This window comes from Microbulbifer yueqingensis (genome assembly GCF_900100355.1).
GTDB lineage: Bacteria > Pseudomonadota > Gammaproteobacteria > Pseudomonadales > Cellvibrionaceae > Microbulbifer > Microbulbifer yueqingensis.
The window spans coordinates 839883-855457 of record NZ_FNFH01000001.1 but is presented as its reverse complement, the minus strand read 5'-3'; the positions used below and the strand labels follow the sequence as shown (position 1 = coordinate 855457).

Here is a 15575-nt window from a genome sequence, read left to right as displayed (position 1 = left end):
CTGCGGCCAGTGCGGCGGGTGCCCCCGGGCTCAGCCGATACCCTGCGCGTGCAGGGCGCTGGCCACGCGCCGGAAGGCAGCCAGGTTGGCGCCGCGATGGTAGTCCAGGTAGCCGTCGTGGCGCTGCACATCGGCGACACACTGCCGGTGGATATCCTGCATGATATCGAGCAGCTGCTGGTTGAGGCGCTCCTGCTCCCAGCTGGTGAAGGCCGCGTTCTGGGCCATTTCCAGCCCGGACAGGGCGACGCCGCCGGCGTTGGACGCCTTGCCCGGTGCATGGGGTATGCACGCGTCCCGGAACACCCGCACAGCCTCTGCAGTGCAGGGCATGTTCGCCCCCTCCGCCACCGCCTTGACGCCGTTATTAACCAATTGCCGCGCGTCATTTTCATCCAGCTCATTCTGGGTGGCGCATGGCAGGGCGACTTCACAGGGAAAACGCCAGGGACGTTCGCCCGGGTACCATTCGCCGCTACATTTGCGCGACATGTCTTTCAGTAGCTCCGTGGAGCTGCCCGGATGTTCAAGGCCTTCATCGATCAGCGCTACCGGAATACCGCTTTTGCAATAGAAGGCGCCCTTGCTCGATGAGAGCGAGACCACCCTGGCGCCCAGGTGCACGGCTTTCTGGGCCGCATGCATCGCCACGTTGCCGGCGCCGGAGATCGCGATGACCTTGCCTTCCAGGTCGCTGCCGCAGTTGCCGAGCATGCACCGGAGGAAATAGACCAGGCCATAGCCGGTCGCCTCCAGGCGCACCAGGCTGCCACCGAACTCGATGTCCTTGCCGGTAAGGGCGCCGCTGAAAGTGTTGGCCAGGCGGCGGTAGTGGCCGAACAGGTAGCCGATCTCGCGCCGCCCGACATTGATGTCCCCGGCGGGCACATCTGTGTTCTCCCCGATATGGCGATAGAGCTCGTCCATGAACGCCTGGCAGAAGCGCATGATCTCGCGGTCGGATCTCCCGCGCGGGGCGAAGTCCGCGCCGCCCTTGCCGCCGCCGATGGGCAGGCCGGTGAGCGCATTCTTGAATGTCTGTTCGAACGCCAGGAACTTCAGGATGGACTGGTTGACGGTGGGGTGGAAGCGGATACCGCCCTTGTAGGGACCGATGGCTCCGCAGTACTGCACCCGCCAGCCACGGTTCACATGCACCTTGCCCCGGTCATCCTCCCAGGAGACGCGAAAAGAGATGATCCGGTCCGCCTCGGCCAGGCGGGGCAGAACGCCGGCCTGCTGCCAGTCTTCATGCTCCCGGTATAGGGGAAAGACGTCCTCGGCCACGTCGCTTACCGCCTGCAGGAACTCATCCTCGCCGGGATTGCGCTCGGCGACCCAGTCCATGAATTTTTCCAGGCTGTCATCTTGTGCCACATCTCCTCCTTTGGGGCGAAATCTGTTCCCGGTGCCGCTTGCGAGCCAATTATGGCCGCTGATGCCGCGTGATTTAGGTGTCGGGTAGCTTGACGCGCCAGTATCCGTTTCATCCTGGCCGAACGTACGTTAGGGTGGAGCCAGAGGTTCACATTTTCAAAGTGACGCCTGCGGCTCGATGGTAACTTCCGCTGCATGGTTTTGCTGCAAAACCCGCGAATGGAGATCGACATGGGAAATTACGACCGCAACAAGGGCTACGTGGCCATCCTCGGCTGGAGCCTGAACGCCATTGACGCAATCGACCGCTTCGATCGCCGCTATGTAATCGTCGCACCGCCCTGGGCAGAGGAGTATGCGAACAAACACGACATCCCGTTTATATCCTGGAACTTTGAACGCCTGAATGAGCGCTCGATGGAGATTGCGCAGCGCCTGAAAGAAGAGGGTGTCGATGTAGCCATCCCGCTCTATGAGGAGACGGTGGAGTGGGCCGGCGCCATCAATGCGGTATTGCTGGACAATCCACGCCTGATGGGCCAGTCCCTGCTGTTTCGCGACAAGGCGCTGATGAAGCGCCGCGCCCAGCTGGGCGGTATCCGTGTGGGTATTTTCGAGGAGGCCCAGGACAAGTCCGATGTGATCCGTTTCCTGACCCGCGTCAACCAGGCGTTGCTCAAGCTCGACGGTGATCCCAATGATCCCATTCACCTGAAAGCCTTCGACAAGGCCGGCTGCCTCGGGCATCGGGTAATTCGCACCGCCGACGATGTCGACAATATCCCCGAGGACGAATTCCCGGTGTTGATGGAGAGCCACCTGGATGGCTGGGAATTTGCGGTGGAGGCCTTTATCAAGGATGGCAAGATCCACTTCATGAACATCTCCGAGTACGTGACGCTCGGTTACTCGGTGTTCGTGCCGGCCACGCCCGACCTGGAAAAATGGCGCCCGCGGGTAGAGGAGGAAATCCAGAAGTTGATCGACACCTTCGAGATCGATTTCGGTTTCATCCACCCAGAGTACTTTGTCACCAGCGACGGCAAGATGTACTTCGGCGAGGTGGCCTACCGGCCACCGGGCTTCAATGCCTTCGAACTGATCGAGCGGGCCTATGGGTTTAACGCCTACCAGGCTATGGTGATGATGTTCGACCCGAAAACCACCGATGAAGAAATCAAGGCTTTCTTCCCGCGCGAGGTGGTCGATGCCAAGGGGCATGCCGGCTGTTTCGGTGTCTATCCGCGCCGCCGCGTGATCAACGAGTTGCAGATTCCCGATGAAACAGAAAACCATGAGTACTTCGAGTTTCACGAGCTGCAGTCGCCCATGCAGAACAAGGTGCCCAAGCGCAGTGCCTTCGGTACTCACTGGGGACTGGTCTACTTTTTCGGTGACGACCCTTATCGGCTGCGCGACCTGCTGAAGGCCCAGGAAGACCTCGATTACTACTTGTAAGGCGGCGCTATAGGCGGGAAGCGCGAATGCCACCCGGTGCGGACAGGGCTTGTCCCGGGTGCCGTGGCAGGGCCGGATTGGCCACCGCGGGAACCGTGCACGGCGGTTTGCCGGTGGGCGCGTTAAACTCTGCTGTTTTCTGAGCTGGGCAGGTTGGGGAAGTGGAAAGCCGGCAATTGATCGCAAAACTGGAATACGCACTGGAGCAGCTGGAGCTGGCGCGGCCCTTTAACAAGGTGCGCTTTCGCGCGGCAGTGCTCGATGTGGCTGCCCGCCTGGCCGCCGAGCCCGGCGGCATCGACATCCTTTACGACCTCGCGCCACGCTATGACCGGGCGGGGATCTTTGCGGATACCCCCTGGGACCAGCCCGCCACCCTGCTGCCGGGCCTGGTGCGTAATACGCTGGAACAGGGGGACCGGCAGACCGTCATCATCGAGCTGCTCAGCCAGGTCCGCCTGCTGGCCCTGAGCCGTGGCGCCTACACCCATGCGGGTATGTCCGCGGAGCAGGCGCGGCATTTCCTGTCCCAGGTGATGGCGCTGAACCTCGACCACCTGGTGGCGGGGCCCGGCGAGGCCATGCGGGTGCGCCTGGGGCGGGTCGGCGCAGCGGTTGCCGGCGTGTTCCGCTACCTGCTGGAAAACACTCCCTTCGAGGATATCCTCGGCCGGCTGGTACAGGAGGTGCGCCGGATCATGTCCCAGCGCCCCCTGCAGGTGGACAACGTCAAGTCCATGATCACCCAGATTGCCCTGGCCCGTGGCCGGGGCGAGGGGGGCTCAGGCGCGGCGGCGGCCGAGGCCGACCGCCTGGTGAGCCAGCTGTTTGGGCCCACGGCCACCTGCGCCGATGACCCGGGGGTGGACGCCTACCTGCAGCGGGTCGAACAGCTGTCACCGGCGGCGCTGGAGGCGGAGGCGCGCGGCTTTGCCGATGCCATGCACGCGAGCGGGCTGGTGTCGGATTACCACGCCGTATTCCTGCGCCGGCTGGTGCAGCACCGGGGCGACCTGGCCGGCACCCGTGACGGTGTGCTGGCCCTGGCGCTGGGCCTCAGCAGCACCGGCCTGGATGCGCTCCGCACTTTTTCGGAACTGGTCTGCCGCCTGGTCGAGGGCGCAGTGCAGGTGGGCACGGCCCAGGCGGCCTATGGGCTGGCCCTGCTGCTGGAGAGCGGCCAGTTGTACGCCGCCCCGGTGGCGCCGGGTCTCTGGCGCCAGATCGACCTGCGCCTCTCGCCTTACTGCAGTGAACTGCTCACTCGCGTATTCGGCGGGGGTGTGTCGCCCTCTGCCCGCCTGCTGGCGGGGACCATCGGCGTGCTGGGCCAGCCGCTGGGAATCGGCCAGGGCAATAACCCCACCTGCCAGTCGGCGCGGGCCATCTCGGTATGGGCGTACAACGATCCCGATTACCTCTTGCACCTCATCTCGCGCGCCGCGCATTTTGACGAGATCGTGATGCGTTTCGAGGGGGAGGCGATCAGCACTGGCGGCATGACGGCAGGGGCGCCTGTGCCGCTGGATACGGATCCGGTCTCCGTGCTGCTGGTTCCCCATCTCGACGTCATGTACCGGCGGATGGGAGAGCTCTGTGCGGGCCGCGGCGACGACCCGCACCGCTGGATCAACCCCGAGCTCCACGGCTGGTGGGTGGGGCGTGAGTGTTTCCTGGCGGTCGACATCCACACCGGCGGATTGCGGGATTACAGCGAATTTCTGCGGCGCTTTTACTGTAGTTACCATCCCTTCTATAACGGCAACCAACCGATTATCCACCCGCAGCCAGCGGGCCTCGCAGTGACCGACAGTAGCGGCACCTTCGTCGGCTGGCATGCCATCACGCTGATCCGTGTGGCCCTGGACCGGGAAAACACCATGCGGGTCTATTTCTTCAATCCGAACAATGACAGCGGGCAGGACTGGGGGCACGGGGTGACCGTCTCGACCCATGGCCATGGTGAGCGCCACGGCGAGGCTTCACTGCCGTTCACCCAGCTGGCCTCGCGCCTCTACCTCTTCCACGACGACACTGAAGCCCTGGTACCGACTTCCAGTCCGGATAACGCAGAGCTCGCAGAGGTTCGGCAGATGGCGCTGGCGAGCTGGGCCGCAGGCCGGGAGCGGGAGACAGCAGCCCAGCCCTGACCCGGCAGCCTGCTGCCAGCGCGGCATGCGCAAGCAGGAGTGTCAGGAAGGCGGATTCAGTGTGTAGCCCTGCTGCTGAAGGAGAGCGTGGGCGGTCATGGCCGATAGAGCCACCTCTACCCCGGGGTGGAGGTGGTCATTGGCGATGCCGTGGTGGGCGGCCGACTGGCCGCAGATAATAATCCTCACCTGGTGCTTGAGCAGCTCGTTAATCAGCGGAGTATTGGGATTCGCGCGCCCGTATTTTGCGCGGTACTGCTCGTCGTTCAAGAGCGAAAAACCGGAATTGCCATGGGATACCAGCGCCAGCCGGATATTCCCCGGCTTTACCCCGGCGCGCGCATGCATGTTCAGGAACCGCGCCAGGCTCTCGATCTTGCCGTTGACCTTATCCGGCTTTCCCATGTCGACCATGTCGAAGGATATCTTGAAGGATTCAGTGCCGGTGAGAGGGTCTGTCTGTTCAACCGGAAAGACCGGACCGTATTCTTCAATGACCGGTCCCCTGGTCGGGGGCTCGGCAGCGGCGCAGAAAAGCGGAACCAGTATCGTCAGTAAAAGCAGTTTCTTCGTCATCAAAATCTCCTTTTGTCCAACCTGGCCTTCTGGAACGGCAACATAAGGTCAGTCTATGCAGTCTCGCAGCGCAAGCCATCCATGAGATTGTTTGCACTGCGGTCAATACAACTCGATTTGCCCGGAATGAAAGGTGCGTCACCCTTTTAATCTGCAGTTTCCCTCGTACTGCTACACTCTGGCAAGCCGAAAGCATGTGCGAGCTTTCTGTTGGTCGCAAGTAACTTTTGGTCGCAAGTAACATTGGAAACCTTTGGTTTTTTACAGGGGAGCAGAAGATGCCAACCCACACACTCCTGTCAGCGACCTCTCTGGAAAATGAGAGTGTCAGAAACCGCCAGGGAGAAGACCTGGGCCGGATCAAGGAAATCATGATCGATACCGAGGATCATTCGGTGGCCTACTACGTACTGTCGTTTGGCGGCATACTCGGCCTGGGTGAGGAGTTGTACGCGATTCCGCCGGAAGCCATGCGTGTGGATACCGATGAAAAGTGTTTTATCCTCAATATTGATAAGGAAAAGCTCAAGCAGGCGGAAGGTTTTGACAAGGATCACTGGCCGAACATGGCCGACCCTGAATTCCGCTCAAACCTTTACAGCCAGTACGACGTACAGCAATTCAGGCACCGGGGACACTGAGGCCCGGGTTCGCGGCCAGGTCGCCATGTGGCGCCGGCCTGGGGGCCGCGATGAATCGCGTCAGTTGTGGGGCTAGCCGCTCGCCGGTTCGGGTATTGTCCGGTTGGCATAGCTTATGGTGGAGCCCCTTCGCAGCGGTCCGCTTCCTTTTCCAGGAAGTCGATTACCTTGTCGGGGTGGTCGGTAAACAGCCCGTCGACCCGCAGCTGACCCACAAAGAAACACAGCAGCCCATTGAAGTCCCCTGGCGCCTCGGGAATCTGCGCGCTGTCAGCGCGGAACGTATAGGGGTGCACTTCCAGGCCCTGGGACTGGGCGCTTTTTGTGAGTCCGTTGTCGGCGATACCGTTTGTTCCGGTCTTCACCAGCATCATGGCCCAGGGGCCTATGCCCTCGGCATAGGAGGCTATTTTTTCCAGCCCCCCGGGGGTCAGCATCCAGTCGTAGTCGTAGTTGACCCAGTGCCCCGCCTGTTGCACACGTTTCTCGCCCCAGCTGGTGCTGGCCACCAGTTGTACCAATGGCAGGTCCATATCCATGGCCGGCATCAGTTTCCTGTCGATCCGCTGGAGTTCCTCTGCGTCGAAGCTCTGCAGGAAGACGCCACTGGAGCGGTCGCTATAGCCATAGCGCTTGAGCGCTGCGAGGGTCTTTTGCGCAATGTCCTGTCCCTCGCGATGATGGAACCACGGCTTTTTTATTTCCGGGTAGATACCAATGTCGTAACCCAGGCTCTGGTTCAGCCCCTGGATCAGCTCTATTTCCTCTTCGAAGGTGGATAGCTCGAAGCTGGATTTCCACAGCGGGAAGCGCCCGGGGTATTTGGGGGTGGCAGTGCCGATTGGGCCCTCGAATACCTGCGTGACCTGCAGCTGCTTCAGCTCGGCGAGGGTAAAGTCGATGGTATAGAAGTGGCCGTCGCCGCGTGCGCGATCCGGGAACACTTTTGCCACGTCGGTGACCTGGTCGAGGTAGATATCATGCATGACGATCAGGTGCCCGTCCCGGCTCAGCACCAGGTCCTGCTCTATAAAGTCCGGGCGCATGCCGTAGGCGAGGGACTTGGCTTCCAGGGTGTGTTCGGGCAGGTAACCGGAGGCGCCGCGATGGGCAATCACCAGCGGTGCAGTGCTCTCCGCCCCAAGGCCTGGCACTGCCATGGCAAGCAGGATCATGGCAACGAACAGTCGCCTGCAGTTGGTGATATGCATGATTATGGGCAGACTCATTGGTGACTGTTGGCGCAATACCAGTGTGCCACAGGCATTGTCACAAAATGGTGACACAAGAGGGAAGGGGCTGCACCGGGCGAGCCCGGTGCAGCAGGGTCAGGCTGTTTCCTGCTCGGGCCAGCGGTACTCCGCAAATTGCTCCCGCAGGTCCTTCTTGCTTACCTTGCCCGTGGCTGTGTGGGGAAGCTCGTCGACAATCACGCAATCATCGGGGATCCACCAGCTGGCGACCTTGCCGTCGAATGACGCCAGCAGTTGCCGGGGGTCCGGTGTACAGCCTGGGGCCGGCACCACCACCAGCAACGGCCTTTCGGCCCACTTATCGTGGCTGATGCCAATCACCGCAGCCTCGGCCACCTCGTCGAGCGCCATGGCACAGTTTTCCAGTTCAATTGAGGATATCCATTCGCCGCCGGACTTGATCACATCCTTTGTACGGTCGGTGATACCCAGGAAACCTTCCGGGTCGATAGTGGCCACGTCCCCGGTGTCGAACCAGCCATCGTCTGTCAGTGCCGATTCCGCGGCGCGGTAATAGCGCTCGCACACCCAGGGGCCGCGGACCTGCAAAGCACCGAAGGCAGCGCCGTCGTGGGGGAGGGCATTTCCCTGCTCGTCGACGATACGCATTTCGACGCCGAATCCGGCCCGCCCCTGCTTGAGTCGCCGGGCTCGCGACTCTTCCGGGGACAACCCCTCGGGAACCCGGGGGTTGTACGTCCCGAGCGGACTCATCTCGGTCATGCCCCAGGCGTGGTGGGTATAGACGCCGTGATGTTCCTCAAACTCCTCCATGATGCTCCAGGGGCAGGCGGAACCGCCCACCACCACACGGTTGAGGCTGGGCAGTGTAGTGTCGGTGTCGCGCAGGTGCTTGAGCAGGGCCAGCCAGACGGTGGGGACTCCGGCAGCGATAGTTACCCCCTCCTCACGGATCAGGCGGCTGAGGGTCTCCCCGCAGGCCATCCTGGGGCCCGGGAACACCAGCTTGGCCCCGACCGCAGGCACGGCGTAGGGAATCGACCAGGCATTGACGTGGAACATGGGAACCACAGGCAGCACGGCTTCATCGCCCTTGAGGGCAAAGACGTCGGGCATAAGCACGCCATAGGTATGTAGTAGCATCGCCCGGTGTGAGTAGAGCACGCCCTTGGGATTGCCGGTGGTGCCCGATGTGTAGCACAGCGCTGCTGCGGCGTCCTCGTCGAGTTGCGGCCAGTCGTACTGACCCGGCTGGGAAGCCAGTAGCTCTTCATAGCAGATGAGGTTCGGCAGGCTGCTGTCGGGCATGTGCTTGCGATCAGTGAGCACCACGAAGCCTTCAACCGAGTTCAGTTTTGGAGCGAGGGCCTCCAGCAGGGGGATGAACATCGGATCGACAAATAGCCAGCGGTCGCACGCATGATTGACAATGTAGGCAATCTGCTCGGGGAACAGCCGCGGATTGATGGTGTGGCAGACGAGGCTGCTACACGAAGTGCCGTAATAGAGTTCGAAGTGCCGGTAGTCATTCCAGGCCAGGGTTCCCACCCGGTCACCGGGGCGAGCGCCCAGCTTCCCCAGTGCATTGGCCAGCTGTGCACTGCGCCCGAAGGCGTCGGCATAGGTATACCGGTGGTGGGGGTTTTCGGCCGTGAATGACACTATCTCACTGCGGGGAAAATTCGCCAGCGCATGGCGCATGACGGCGGTCAGGGTAAGCTGTGACTGCATCATCAAACCGTTCATGGTCGGCTCCTCTTATCTTTATTGTCGGCTGTCGTCCCTAAAGGTAGCGGCTCTTGCCTGCCCCGGGAAGTGCTTTTCGCTTATCGCAGCAGGCGCCGGGGGAAGGGCGCCGCAGGGGGGCGGAAGACCCACGCAGAGCGCGCCCTGGCCACCACCTTTACTGTACGATCTTAATCCACTCGCCCGGCTTGGGTTCGCCGCGGGGATAGTAGCCGTTCAGGAGCCGCAGCTGCTCCTCGGCATACTCGCCGATATCCATATGGCGCGCGAGGGAAGCGAAGGTGGTCTTTTCGTTGGCCTGTACGTAACGCACGCGCTTGATATCTGGCTGGATAACGTCGGATTTGCGCAGCGGGCGGAAGCTCCGAATACTGGTCAGGAACAGGTTGTCGTACTTGTTCAGGGACTCCGCACCACGCAGTGATTCGTCATTGATCCTGCCCTCGAGGATATACTGCCGGCTGCCATAGAACACCACGGCTACCCGATCGGGATTGCCGCCGCCCGCTGCCGGGAGCCTGCCGGTATGCCCGGTCAGGCGGTACTGGTTGAGCTCCTCATCCTGCTCGAGGGTACGTACGTCGTAGACTTCACGCAGCGCCATATCCGCAGGCTGGTTACCATTGCGACGCTCCACCTTGATGGTGATACTGGCCTGGCCATCCGGGGCGATGCCGACAATGGCGGAGCGCTGGTTTTCAACTTCCCAGCCATCGGGGAAAAGTAGCGAGAATCCCAGTCGCTTGTGGTTGTAGCGATTGCGTTCCGATTCCTGGGCGTTTTTCCCGTAGACGAGCCCCTCGGTTTTTTCCCGGTATTTCTCGATCTTTACTTCTTTCTTTTCCTCCGGTAGCTCGCCTGCAGCTGCAACCACCTCCTGCAGGCGGATATCATTGCGGGGGTGGGTGGAGAAAACGCCATGGTAGGTCTGCTGTTTCTTGCCCTCTATCCTGGCCTTGCGGCGGGCGAAGGTCTCCTGATCTTTCAGCAGCGCAATCACATTGATCATCGCCTGTGGGTCGTATCCGGCATTGAACATGTACTGGGCACCAAAACGGTCAGCCTCCAGCTCCATGTCGCGGCCGTACCCCTTAACGGCGGCGGTAGTCCAGAGATTGGTGACGTCGCCGACTACGCCACTACCAGTGACCAGTACCGAAAGTACCGACGCCACACCGGCGCCGGTCGCGGCGGTCTTCTGGCGAACAGCGTGCCGTGCAGTGATGTGCCCCACTTCGTGCGCGAGCACCGCTGCCATCTCGGCCTCCGAGTGCAGATAGGTGAGCAGGCCGCGGTTGATATAGACGTAACCACCCGGTAGCGCAAAGGCATTGATGTCCTGGCTGTCGATGATGGTGAAGTGGTAGGTCAGGCCGGGCCGGTCACTCGTCCTGACGATCTTCTGCCCGACATAGTCAACGTAGGCATTGAGCACGGGATCCCGGTAAATCGGCGTGCTTGCCACCAGCTTTTCGTGCATTTCTCGCCCGATCCGGACTTCCTTTTCTTCCGACATCAGAACCAGGTCCGGCCGGTTGGTGGCCGGGTTGAAGGCGCAGCCGGCCAGCACTGCCAGCAAGGCGCCGAGCAGGATTTTCTTGGTATGTTGCATCGCTCACTGTCCCTCCCTGTTTAACTTTTGGTTTCCTGCTCCGGGAGCAGGAATTGCTCCAGCTGCGCGGCCATGCCCTTGCAGGCATTTTTCTGGACCCGCGCGATCAGGGGAATGGGAACTACAATAGCCGGCATATAAGAGGTTCCCTTGGCGTCGGCGGCGAGCTTGCCGGAGAGTTCCTGATCGCGAAAGTCCCAGACTGCGGCCTCGTAGTCCGATTCCTTGTCCCAGGTGCCGAACCCAAAACAGCCTGCCCCGCCGGTGCCGATGGAGCACCCGATCGAGCCTGCACTGGCCGTGGTTTCTGTTGACCCGTCGATCCAGACGATGTACTTGATCCCGTAGGCCTCCAGTCGCTCCCGAACCTTCTCGTTTTGCATCAGGCGATCAAGCGACTTGAGGTGAAGAGGCGCCGTGCGTGGCTCAAACCATGGATACAGCGCATCGACGAAATGCTGTTCCGGGATAATCCTTACACCCCGGTCCGGGTTATGGAGGGAGCGACCAACGCAATCGATGAGGTCGGGCTCGGTCTCGTACTCGCTGGAATGCCGCCGGCCGAGAATGACAACCGAGTCCCCCTCGGCCAGCTCACCCGGGGTGCGATGGTACTCGTCGATCACGACGGTCGTGCAGCCGCTTACGGCAGCTGCGAGAATTACAACAAATGCCTTGACCACAATAACCTCCTGTCAATCCGTGGTATCGCCTGCCTCTGCGGCGGGCTGCTCCTGCATCGATATGGCTCGCTGCTTGCTGGCTACGAGGGCCTGTAGCTCGGGGACGCGATCAAAGCCCGTGTACAGGGTCGCGCCGGCATCGCGAAGGGCGATGTCGATAGCCTGTGCGAGAGCAGCTTCCTGCGACTTCAGAAACGCAGTTGGAGTCTTTCCGTAAGCGGTGATCACCCAGTTGGCGACCTGTGCACCCTGGTTGTCATAGGCGTGCATGTCGTATTTGATCCACACCTCGAAGATATTCACGCGGGTCTCCCTGGGCATGGTGAACTGGAGTTCCCGCACCTCCGGAACAATGACCAGCTCCACATTTTCCGGCAGGTCCTGGGGATAGCTGGTGAGCGGGATCGCTTCCGTAAACATCGAGCCGAGCACTGTCGCGAAGAGATTTCGCTGCGCGGGCCCGGTACTGATATTCCATTCGTCCCGGTCCTCGCTGTCCTCGTGGTAGGTGAACCGGCTGAAATCATCACTCAGGTAAAAGCCCACGGTCAGCGGGTACTGGTCGCCTACGGGTTGCGGGTATTCCCCATCCACCTGGACAGTGTGTGTGCATGCTGTTACAAGCATTGCTGTCACAAGCAGGGTCGCTTTCACTGCCGCGGAAAGTCCCTTTTTCATCAAAGCCATGGCTCACTCCTGCTCGGCAGTCCCGTTTGGGACTACCTGAAATCATTGAGTCCTACAAACGTGCCCCCATTGCGGTAAGTAAGCTCGCGCATCAGCGCGGCGAATCTCAGGCCGGTGGTCTGTAAGTGCGGTGGCCTGGAGAACTGGATCGGGAACCCGATTGCGTGTATGCGCACATTGCGCTTTCCCTCACCGTGCTGGGCGTTCACGCGGTCGACAGCCAACATCACCCGGCGAATGGATTTTCCGGTAAATTCATCACCGAGCACATATATGCTGATTTTCTTGTCCGCGTCGTAAAAGCTGCGTACGGCTTTTTGAATACCCTCGACCGGGCTGGAGTTACTGAAGGGATTCCACGATCGCAGCCGCTGCAGGATGGCCTGCCGGCGACCAGGCGTGTCCGGGATCCATTTGCCCCGGTAGTTGGAGAACATGTAGTCCCCCATGTCATTCATTACCTGGATGCCCTTGACGTTCGGATAGAGATCCAGCGTATTGACCATCTCATTCATCATGCGGTCCCAGCCGTAATTGAACATACTGCCGGACGTATCAATAATGAACAGGATGTACTCACTGTCGACGGGTATGCCACCAATGACATTATTCTTGCGCTGGTAGTTCTCACCGAGCAGTCGCCGCATCTCGTCGGTCATGGTCTGCAGGGCCACTGTCAGCTCGCCCTTGAGCTTGCCCTCCTCGGTTTCGCCCTCGGTCTTGCTGGCGTATTGAGCCTGCAGAACAGAAAGCTCACCACGAAGGTTGGCTATACGTTCCCGCTCGATATCCAGTTGCTCGCGCTTGGCGTTCAGGTCCCGGTTGAGGACAGTGGTTTCACCACGGATTGTCGCCAGCTGTTCCTGCAGCTGCCTGACCTGGCCATCCAGGTCCAGTTCCGCCTCCTCGAGCACAATTGGCTCTACGGTCTTGGCAATCATCAGCAGCAATACGATGGCGCCAAAGCCACAGCAGATTACATCAAGGAAGGAGATGCTGAACTCTTCCTGCTGGCGTTTCATCCGATTGCGTTTCATGGCCAGTCCCTCGACGGCGCCAGGAAGGATCCATCAGTTTCCATGGCGAGCTTCCAGAACTCGCTAGCGGCGAAGGGATCCCCGTCCATAGGAGCGAGGATCACATTCACCGGGATTCCCTTGGGCAGGGCTCGCACAGCACTGGAGAACAGCTTGAGGCGCTCCTTGCCGGAAACCACCTTGCGGCGGGGCGTCTTCATGCCCTGGGTCGGCAACCCGTCAGTAATCAGGATGATGTTGTCCGGCAGCGGCGACATTGCGCTGACTGCGTTGAATACCCGCTCGAGGCTGGTGCCGTTATCCGGCACCACTTCGTCCAGGGCTTTCATGGCATCGTCGAGCTGGTCACGGTCATCGACGTTCAGCCAGCGATCTTCAGTGCCGGGGATGGCCGCCTGGAAACCGGTATTGAAGGTATAGATCTGGTACTGGCTGTCCTGCGGGAACTGCGCAGTGAGCCAGGACACGGTGTTGATTGCGCGGCGCCATTTTTCCGCTTCGCGCCTGGTGCGCGAGGACATGTTGCGAATGCGGATGACCTTTATCAGCTCGTCGCCCAGCATGCTCGCGGACGCATCTAGCAGGATGAGGATTCGGTTGCCACCCAGACGCAGGCCGGTAAGGTACTGGCGATCCCCATCACCGACGAACTTGCGTACGTTGTTCCCGAGCTTCTTGTTCTCTTCCTCGAGCTGCTGCTTGGCCTGCTCGAGTTTCCTGAGCTTGTCCTGCAGTCGCTTGATGTCATCCTCTTCGGTCGAGCTGTCGATATCGGCGATGTTTCCCTTTACCTCCTCTATCTGTTCGAGGATCCGGCGCGCCAACCCCTGCGCGTCTGCCAGTTCATCGCTGGTGGTGTCGAGAGTATTACGCGCCAACACCAGGTGCTCCCGACCGTAATCCACCTCTTCCTTCAGCAGCTCGACCTCGGCCACCAGGTCCTGGTTCTTGGCCTCGATGTCGTGGTCTGATCCATGCTTGATGATCAGGAATATCAGCGCCACAGCGCCGAAACCACAGGACATGATGTCGAGGAACGACAGGCTGAAAGTCGAAAACCGCCGATTTTTACGCGCCATATCGCTCCACACTGATAGCCGTGATGACTTCGTCCAAATCCGCTACGCCGATCCGGTCGCCTGCATTGAGGTTCACTGGCGCCGCAATTTCCTGCCCGTTCAGCATCAGCTGCGCGCCGGCGTCCACACGCAGCGCCAGTCGACCGGCGTGATTGGTAACCGTGGCTGCGGGGTGCTTGGGTGGGGTCGGGGTAATGCTCAGCTTGCCGTCCTGCCAGCTGACGAACAGGGGCTGCTGGGCGGCCAGGGCGCGGTGCCCGAACAACAGGTGTGTGGCCGACGCCTCCGCGGCGGCGTTCACCTGCACCGCCACTTCGTTCGCGGGGGCTGCGGATATGCTGGTGACCAGGCGAAGCGCAGCAGTCTCGCTGTGCACCTCGTGCCAGCGTTTTTCCACAGCCAGGGCGATGCTGTTGTGTGGCAGCAGGTGAATGCGCTCCGCGAGCTGGGCGCCGGCGGGAATATCTGCCCAGCGGTGGGAGACAAATACCACGCTGCCGGCTTCAGTGAGATTGTCGAGCAGCGCGCGCACCCTCGAGAGGATGGGCGTGCTGGCATCCTGCAACTGTCGCAGGCTGACTTTGGCGGTCCGGTCTTCCAATTCGGCCATGACTTCACCCTGGCGCATGGCCCGGCTCACCCATTGCGGCATCAGGTCATAGAGTTGCTGCTCGGATTCGGCGGAATGCTGGGGATCGAAGCGGCACTGCATGATGAAGGCGTCAGTAAATACCCTGGCCCAGGCGTCCTCGAAGCTCTGCAGGCCGGCGTCGCTCACAGTCTCCGCCATGTCCAGCACAGCGTGCTCATGGACAGCAACACGGCTTACCAGTGTCTGGTGACGCTGAAGCTCGACATGGAGATGGACCCCGCGGGGCGCGCAGTGGCCGACGCAGGCGGTGGCGGCATCGACCAGGCCGACGGCATTGACCGGACTTTCGTTGATGATGCCCAGCAGCAGTGCGAGTTGCTCGCGGGTAAAATTCCCGGGCACTGCCAGCATCAGCTCGTCGGGCAGGTCGCAGTGGTTCGACATGTCCTGTAGCTGGCTGTAGGCGAGATCGGCATGGTGACGGCAGCGGACATTGTCCGAATTCAGCGACTCAAGGCTCAGGCGCCGCCAGAACTGGCTGTGGACCCGCGTGGGATTGCTACGTGCCCGCATCAGTGCGGCCGTTCCCACAAGTATTTTATGGCTGTCGACGACGGCAACCCCGGGACTCTCCAGTATTTCTGCTGTGCCGCTGAAAACTCGCAAGCCGCAGTCGTTGATTTCCAGTACACCTTGTTGTGCCATGGGTTTCTCCTTTCAGGC

Annotated in this window: 13 protein-coding genes; 3 read left to right on the top strand and 10 right to left on the bottom strand. The window is 60.9% G+C overall.

Translation table 11 applies throughout. The features are described 5' to 3' along the window. Positions 1-30 precede the first annotated feature (30 nt). Positions 31-1377, bottom strand: a complete 1347-nt coding sequence (gdhA, locus tag BLT26_RS03755) for an NADP-specific glutamate dehydrogenase (RefSeq protein ID WP_091508523.1) — start codon at positions 1375-1377, stop codon at positions 31-33. 231 nt (positions 1378-1608) lie between these two features. Here gdhA and BLT26_RS03750 point away from each other — a divergent pair, with 231 nt between their 5' ends. Together BLT26_RS03750 and BLT26_RS03745 are read left to right on the top strand one after the other, a co-directional pair. Then, positions 1609-2835 carry an ATP-grasp domain-containing protein gene (locus BLT26_RS03750; protein WP_175453006.1) on the top strand — a complete coding sequence of 409 codons (1227 nt, stop codon included), beginning with the start codon at positions 1609-1611 and terminating at the stop codon, positions 2833-2835. Between the two features lie 176 nt (positions 2836-3011). Beyond that, positions 3012-4985: a hypothetical protein gene (locus BLT26_RS03745; protein WP_217631364.1), complete on the top strand. Its 1974-nt coding sequence runs from the start codon at positions 3012-3014 to the stop codon at positions 4983-4985. A 42-nt stretch (positions 4986-5027) separates the two neighbouring features. Here the strand turns inward: BLT26_RS03745 and BLT26_RS03740 are convergent, their stop codons facing one another. Continuing rightward, the gene (locus BLT26_RS03740) at positions 5028-5561 is read right to left on the bottom strand and encodes a DsrE family protein (RefSeq protein ID WP_091508513.1); all 534 of its coding nucleotides are present in this window, start codon (positions 5559-5561) and stop codon (positions 5028-5030) included. Between the two features lie 278 nt (positions 5562-5839). Here BLT26_RS03740 and BLT26_RS03735 point away from each other — a divergent pair, with 278 nt between their 5' ends. After that, positions 5840-6202, top strand: coding sequence for a PRC-barrel domain-containing protein (locus BLT26_RS03735; protein WP_091508509.1), 363 nt, complete (start codon positions 5840-5842; stop codon positions 6200-6202). Between the two features lie 113 nt (positions 6203-6315). Here BLT26_RS03735 and glpQ read toward each other — a convergent pair whose 3' ends face one another. The 8 genes from glpQ to BLT26_RS03695 form a co-directional block, all read right to left on the bottom strand. Continuing rightward, the gene (gene glpQ / locus BLT26_RS03730) at positions 6316-7431 is read right to left on the bottom strand and encodes a glycerophosphodiester phosphodiesterase (RefSeq protein ID WP_245720566.1); all 1116 of its coding nucleotides are present in this window, start codon (positions 7429-7431) and stop codon (positions 6316-6318) included. Between the two features lie 99 nt (positions 7432-7530). After that, positions 7531-9162, bottom strand: a complete 1632-nt coding sequence (locus tag BLT26_RS03725; protein ID WP_091508505.1) for a long-chain-fatty-acid--CoA ligase — start codon at positions 9160-9162, stop codon at positions 7531-7533. A 157-nt stretch (positions 9163-9319) separates the two neighbouring features. Next, positions 9320-10774 carry a M48 family metalloprotease gene (locus tag BLT26_RS03720; RefSeq protein ID WP_091508501.1) on the bottom strand — a complete coding sequence of 485 codons (1455 nt, stop codon included), beginning with the start codon at positions 10772-10774 and terminating at the stop codon, positions 9320-9322. 20 nt (positions 10775-10794) lie between these two features. Next, the gene (locus BLT26_RS03715) at positions 10795-11457 is read right to left on the bottom strand and encodes a hypothetical protein (protein WP_091508498.1); all 663 of its coding nucleotides are present in this window, start codon (positions 11455-11457) and stop codon (positions 10795-10797) included. Positions 11458-11469: 12 nt separating this feature from the next. After that, positions 11470-12144, bottom strand: coding sequence for a hypothetical protein (locus BLT26_RS03710; protein WP_245720565.1), 675 nt, complete (start codon positions 12142-12144; stop codon positions 11470-11472). A 32-nt stretch (positions 12145-12176) separates the two neighbouring features. Then, positions 12177-13181 (bottom strand): hypothetical protein, encoded by a 1005-nt coding sequence (locus BLT26_RS03705; RefSeq protein ID WP_091508496.1) that lies wholly within the window; start codon positions 13179-13181, stop codon positions 12177-12179. Beyond that, a complete protein-coding gene (locus tag BLT26_RS03700) occupies positions 13178-14260 on the bottom strand; it encodes a vWA domain-containing protein (protein ID WP_091508493.1) in 1083 nt (360 codons plus the stop codon). Before BLT26_RS03700 ends, BLT26_RS03705 begins: the two co-directional genes overlap by 4 nt. Further along, positions 14250-15557 (bottom strand): hypothetical protein, encoded by a 1308-nt coding sequence (locus BLT26_RS03695; protein WP_091508490.1) that lies wholly within the window; start codon positions 15555-15557, stop codon positions 14250-14252. Before BLT26_RS03695 ends, BLT26_RS03700 begins: the two co-directional genes overlap by 11 nt. Between the last annotated feature and the right edge of the window lie 18 nt (positions 15558-15575).

What these genes read in the sequence shown, in the direction of transcription:
- BLT26_RS03735 (WP_091508509.1), top strand. Translation starts at nt 5,840, where the DNA reads ATGCCAACCCACACACTCCTGTCAGCGACCTCTCTGGAAAATGAGAGT.
- BLT26_RS03705 (WP_091508496.1), bottom strand. Translation starts at nt 13,181, where the DNA reads ATGAAACGCAATCGGATGAAACGCCAGCAGGAAGAGTTCAGCATCTCC.
- BLT26_RS03740 (WP_091508513.1), bottom strand. Translation starts at nt 5,561, where the DNA reads ATGACGAAGAAACTGCTTTTACTGACGATACTGGTTCCGCTTTTCTGC.
- BLT26_RS03700 (WP_091508493.1), bottom strand. Translation starts at nt 14,260, where the DNA reads ATGGCGCGTAAAAATCGGCGGTTTTCGACTTTCAGCCTGTCGTTCCTC.
- BLT26_RS03720 (WP_091508501.1), bottom strand. Translation starts at nt 10,774, where the DNA reads ATGCAACATACCAAGAAAATCCTGCTCGGCGCCTTGCTGGCAGTGCTG.
- BLT26_RS03750 (WP_175453006.1), top strand. Translation starts at nt 1,609, where the DNA reads ATGGGAAATTACGACCGCAACAAGGGCTACGTGGCCATCCTCGGCTGG.
- BLT26_RS03695 (WP_091508490.1), bottom strand. Translation starts at nt 15,557, where the DNA reads ATGGCACAACAAGGTGTACTGGAAATCAACGACTGCGGCTTGCGAGTT.
- BLT26_RS03710 (WP_245720565.1), bottom strand. Translation starts at nt 12,144, where the DNA reads ATGGCTTTGATGAAAAAGGGACTTTCCGCGGCAGTGAAAGCGACCCTG.
- glpQ (WP_245720566.1), bottom strand. Translation starts at nt 7,431, where the DNA reads ATGAGTCTGCCCATAATCATGCATATCACCAACTGCAGGCGACTGTTC.
- BLT26_RS03725 (WP_091508505.1), bottom strand. Translation starts at nt 9,162, where the DNA reads ATGAACGGTTTGATGATGCAGTCACAGCTTACCCTGACCGCCGTCATG.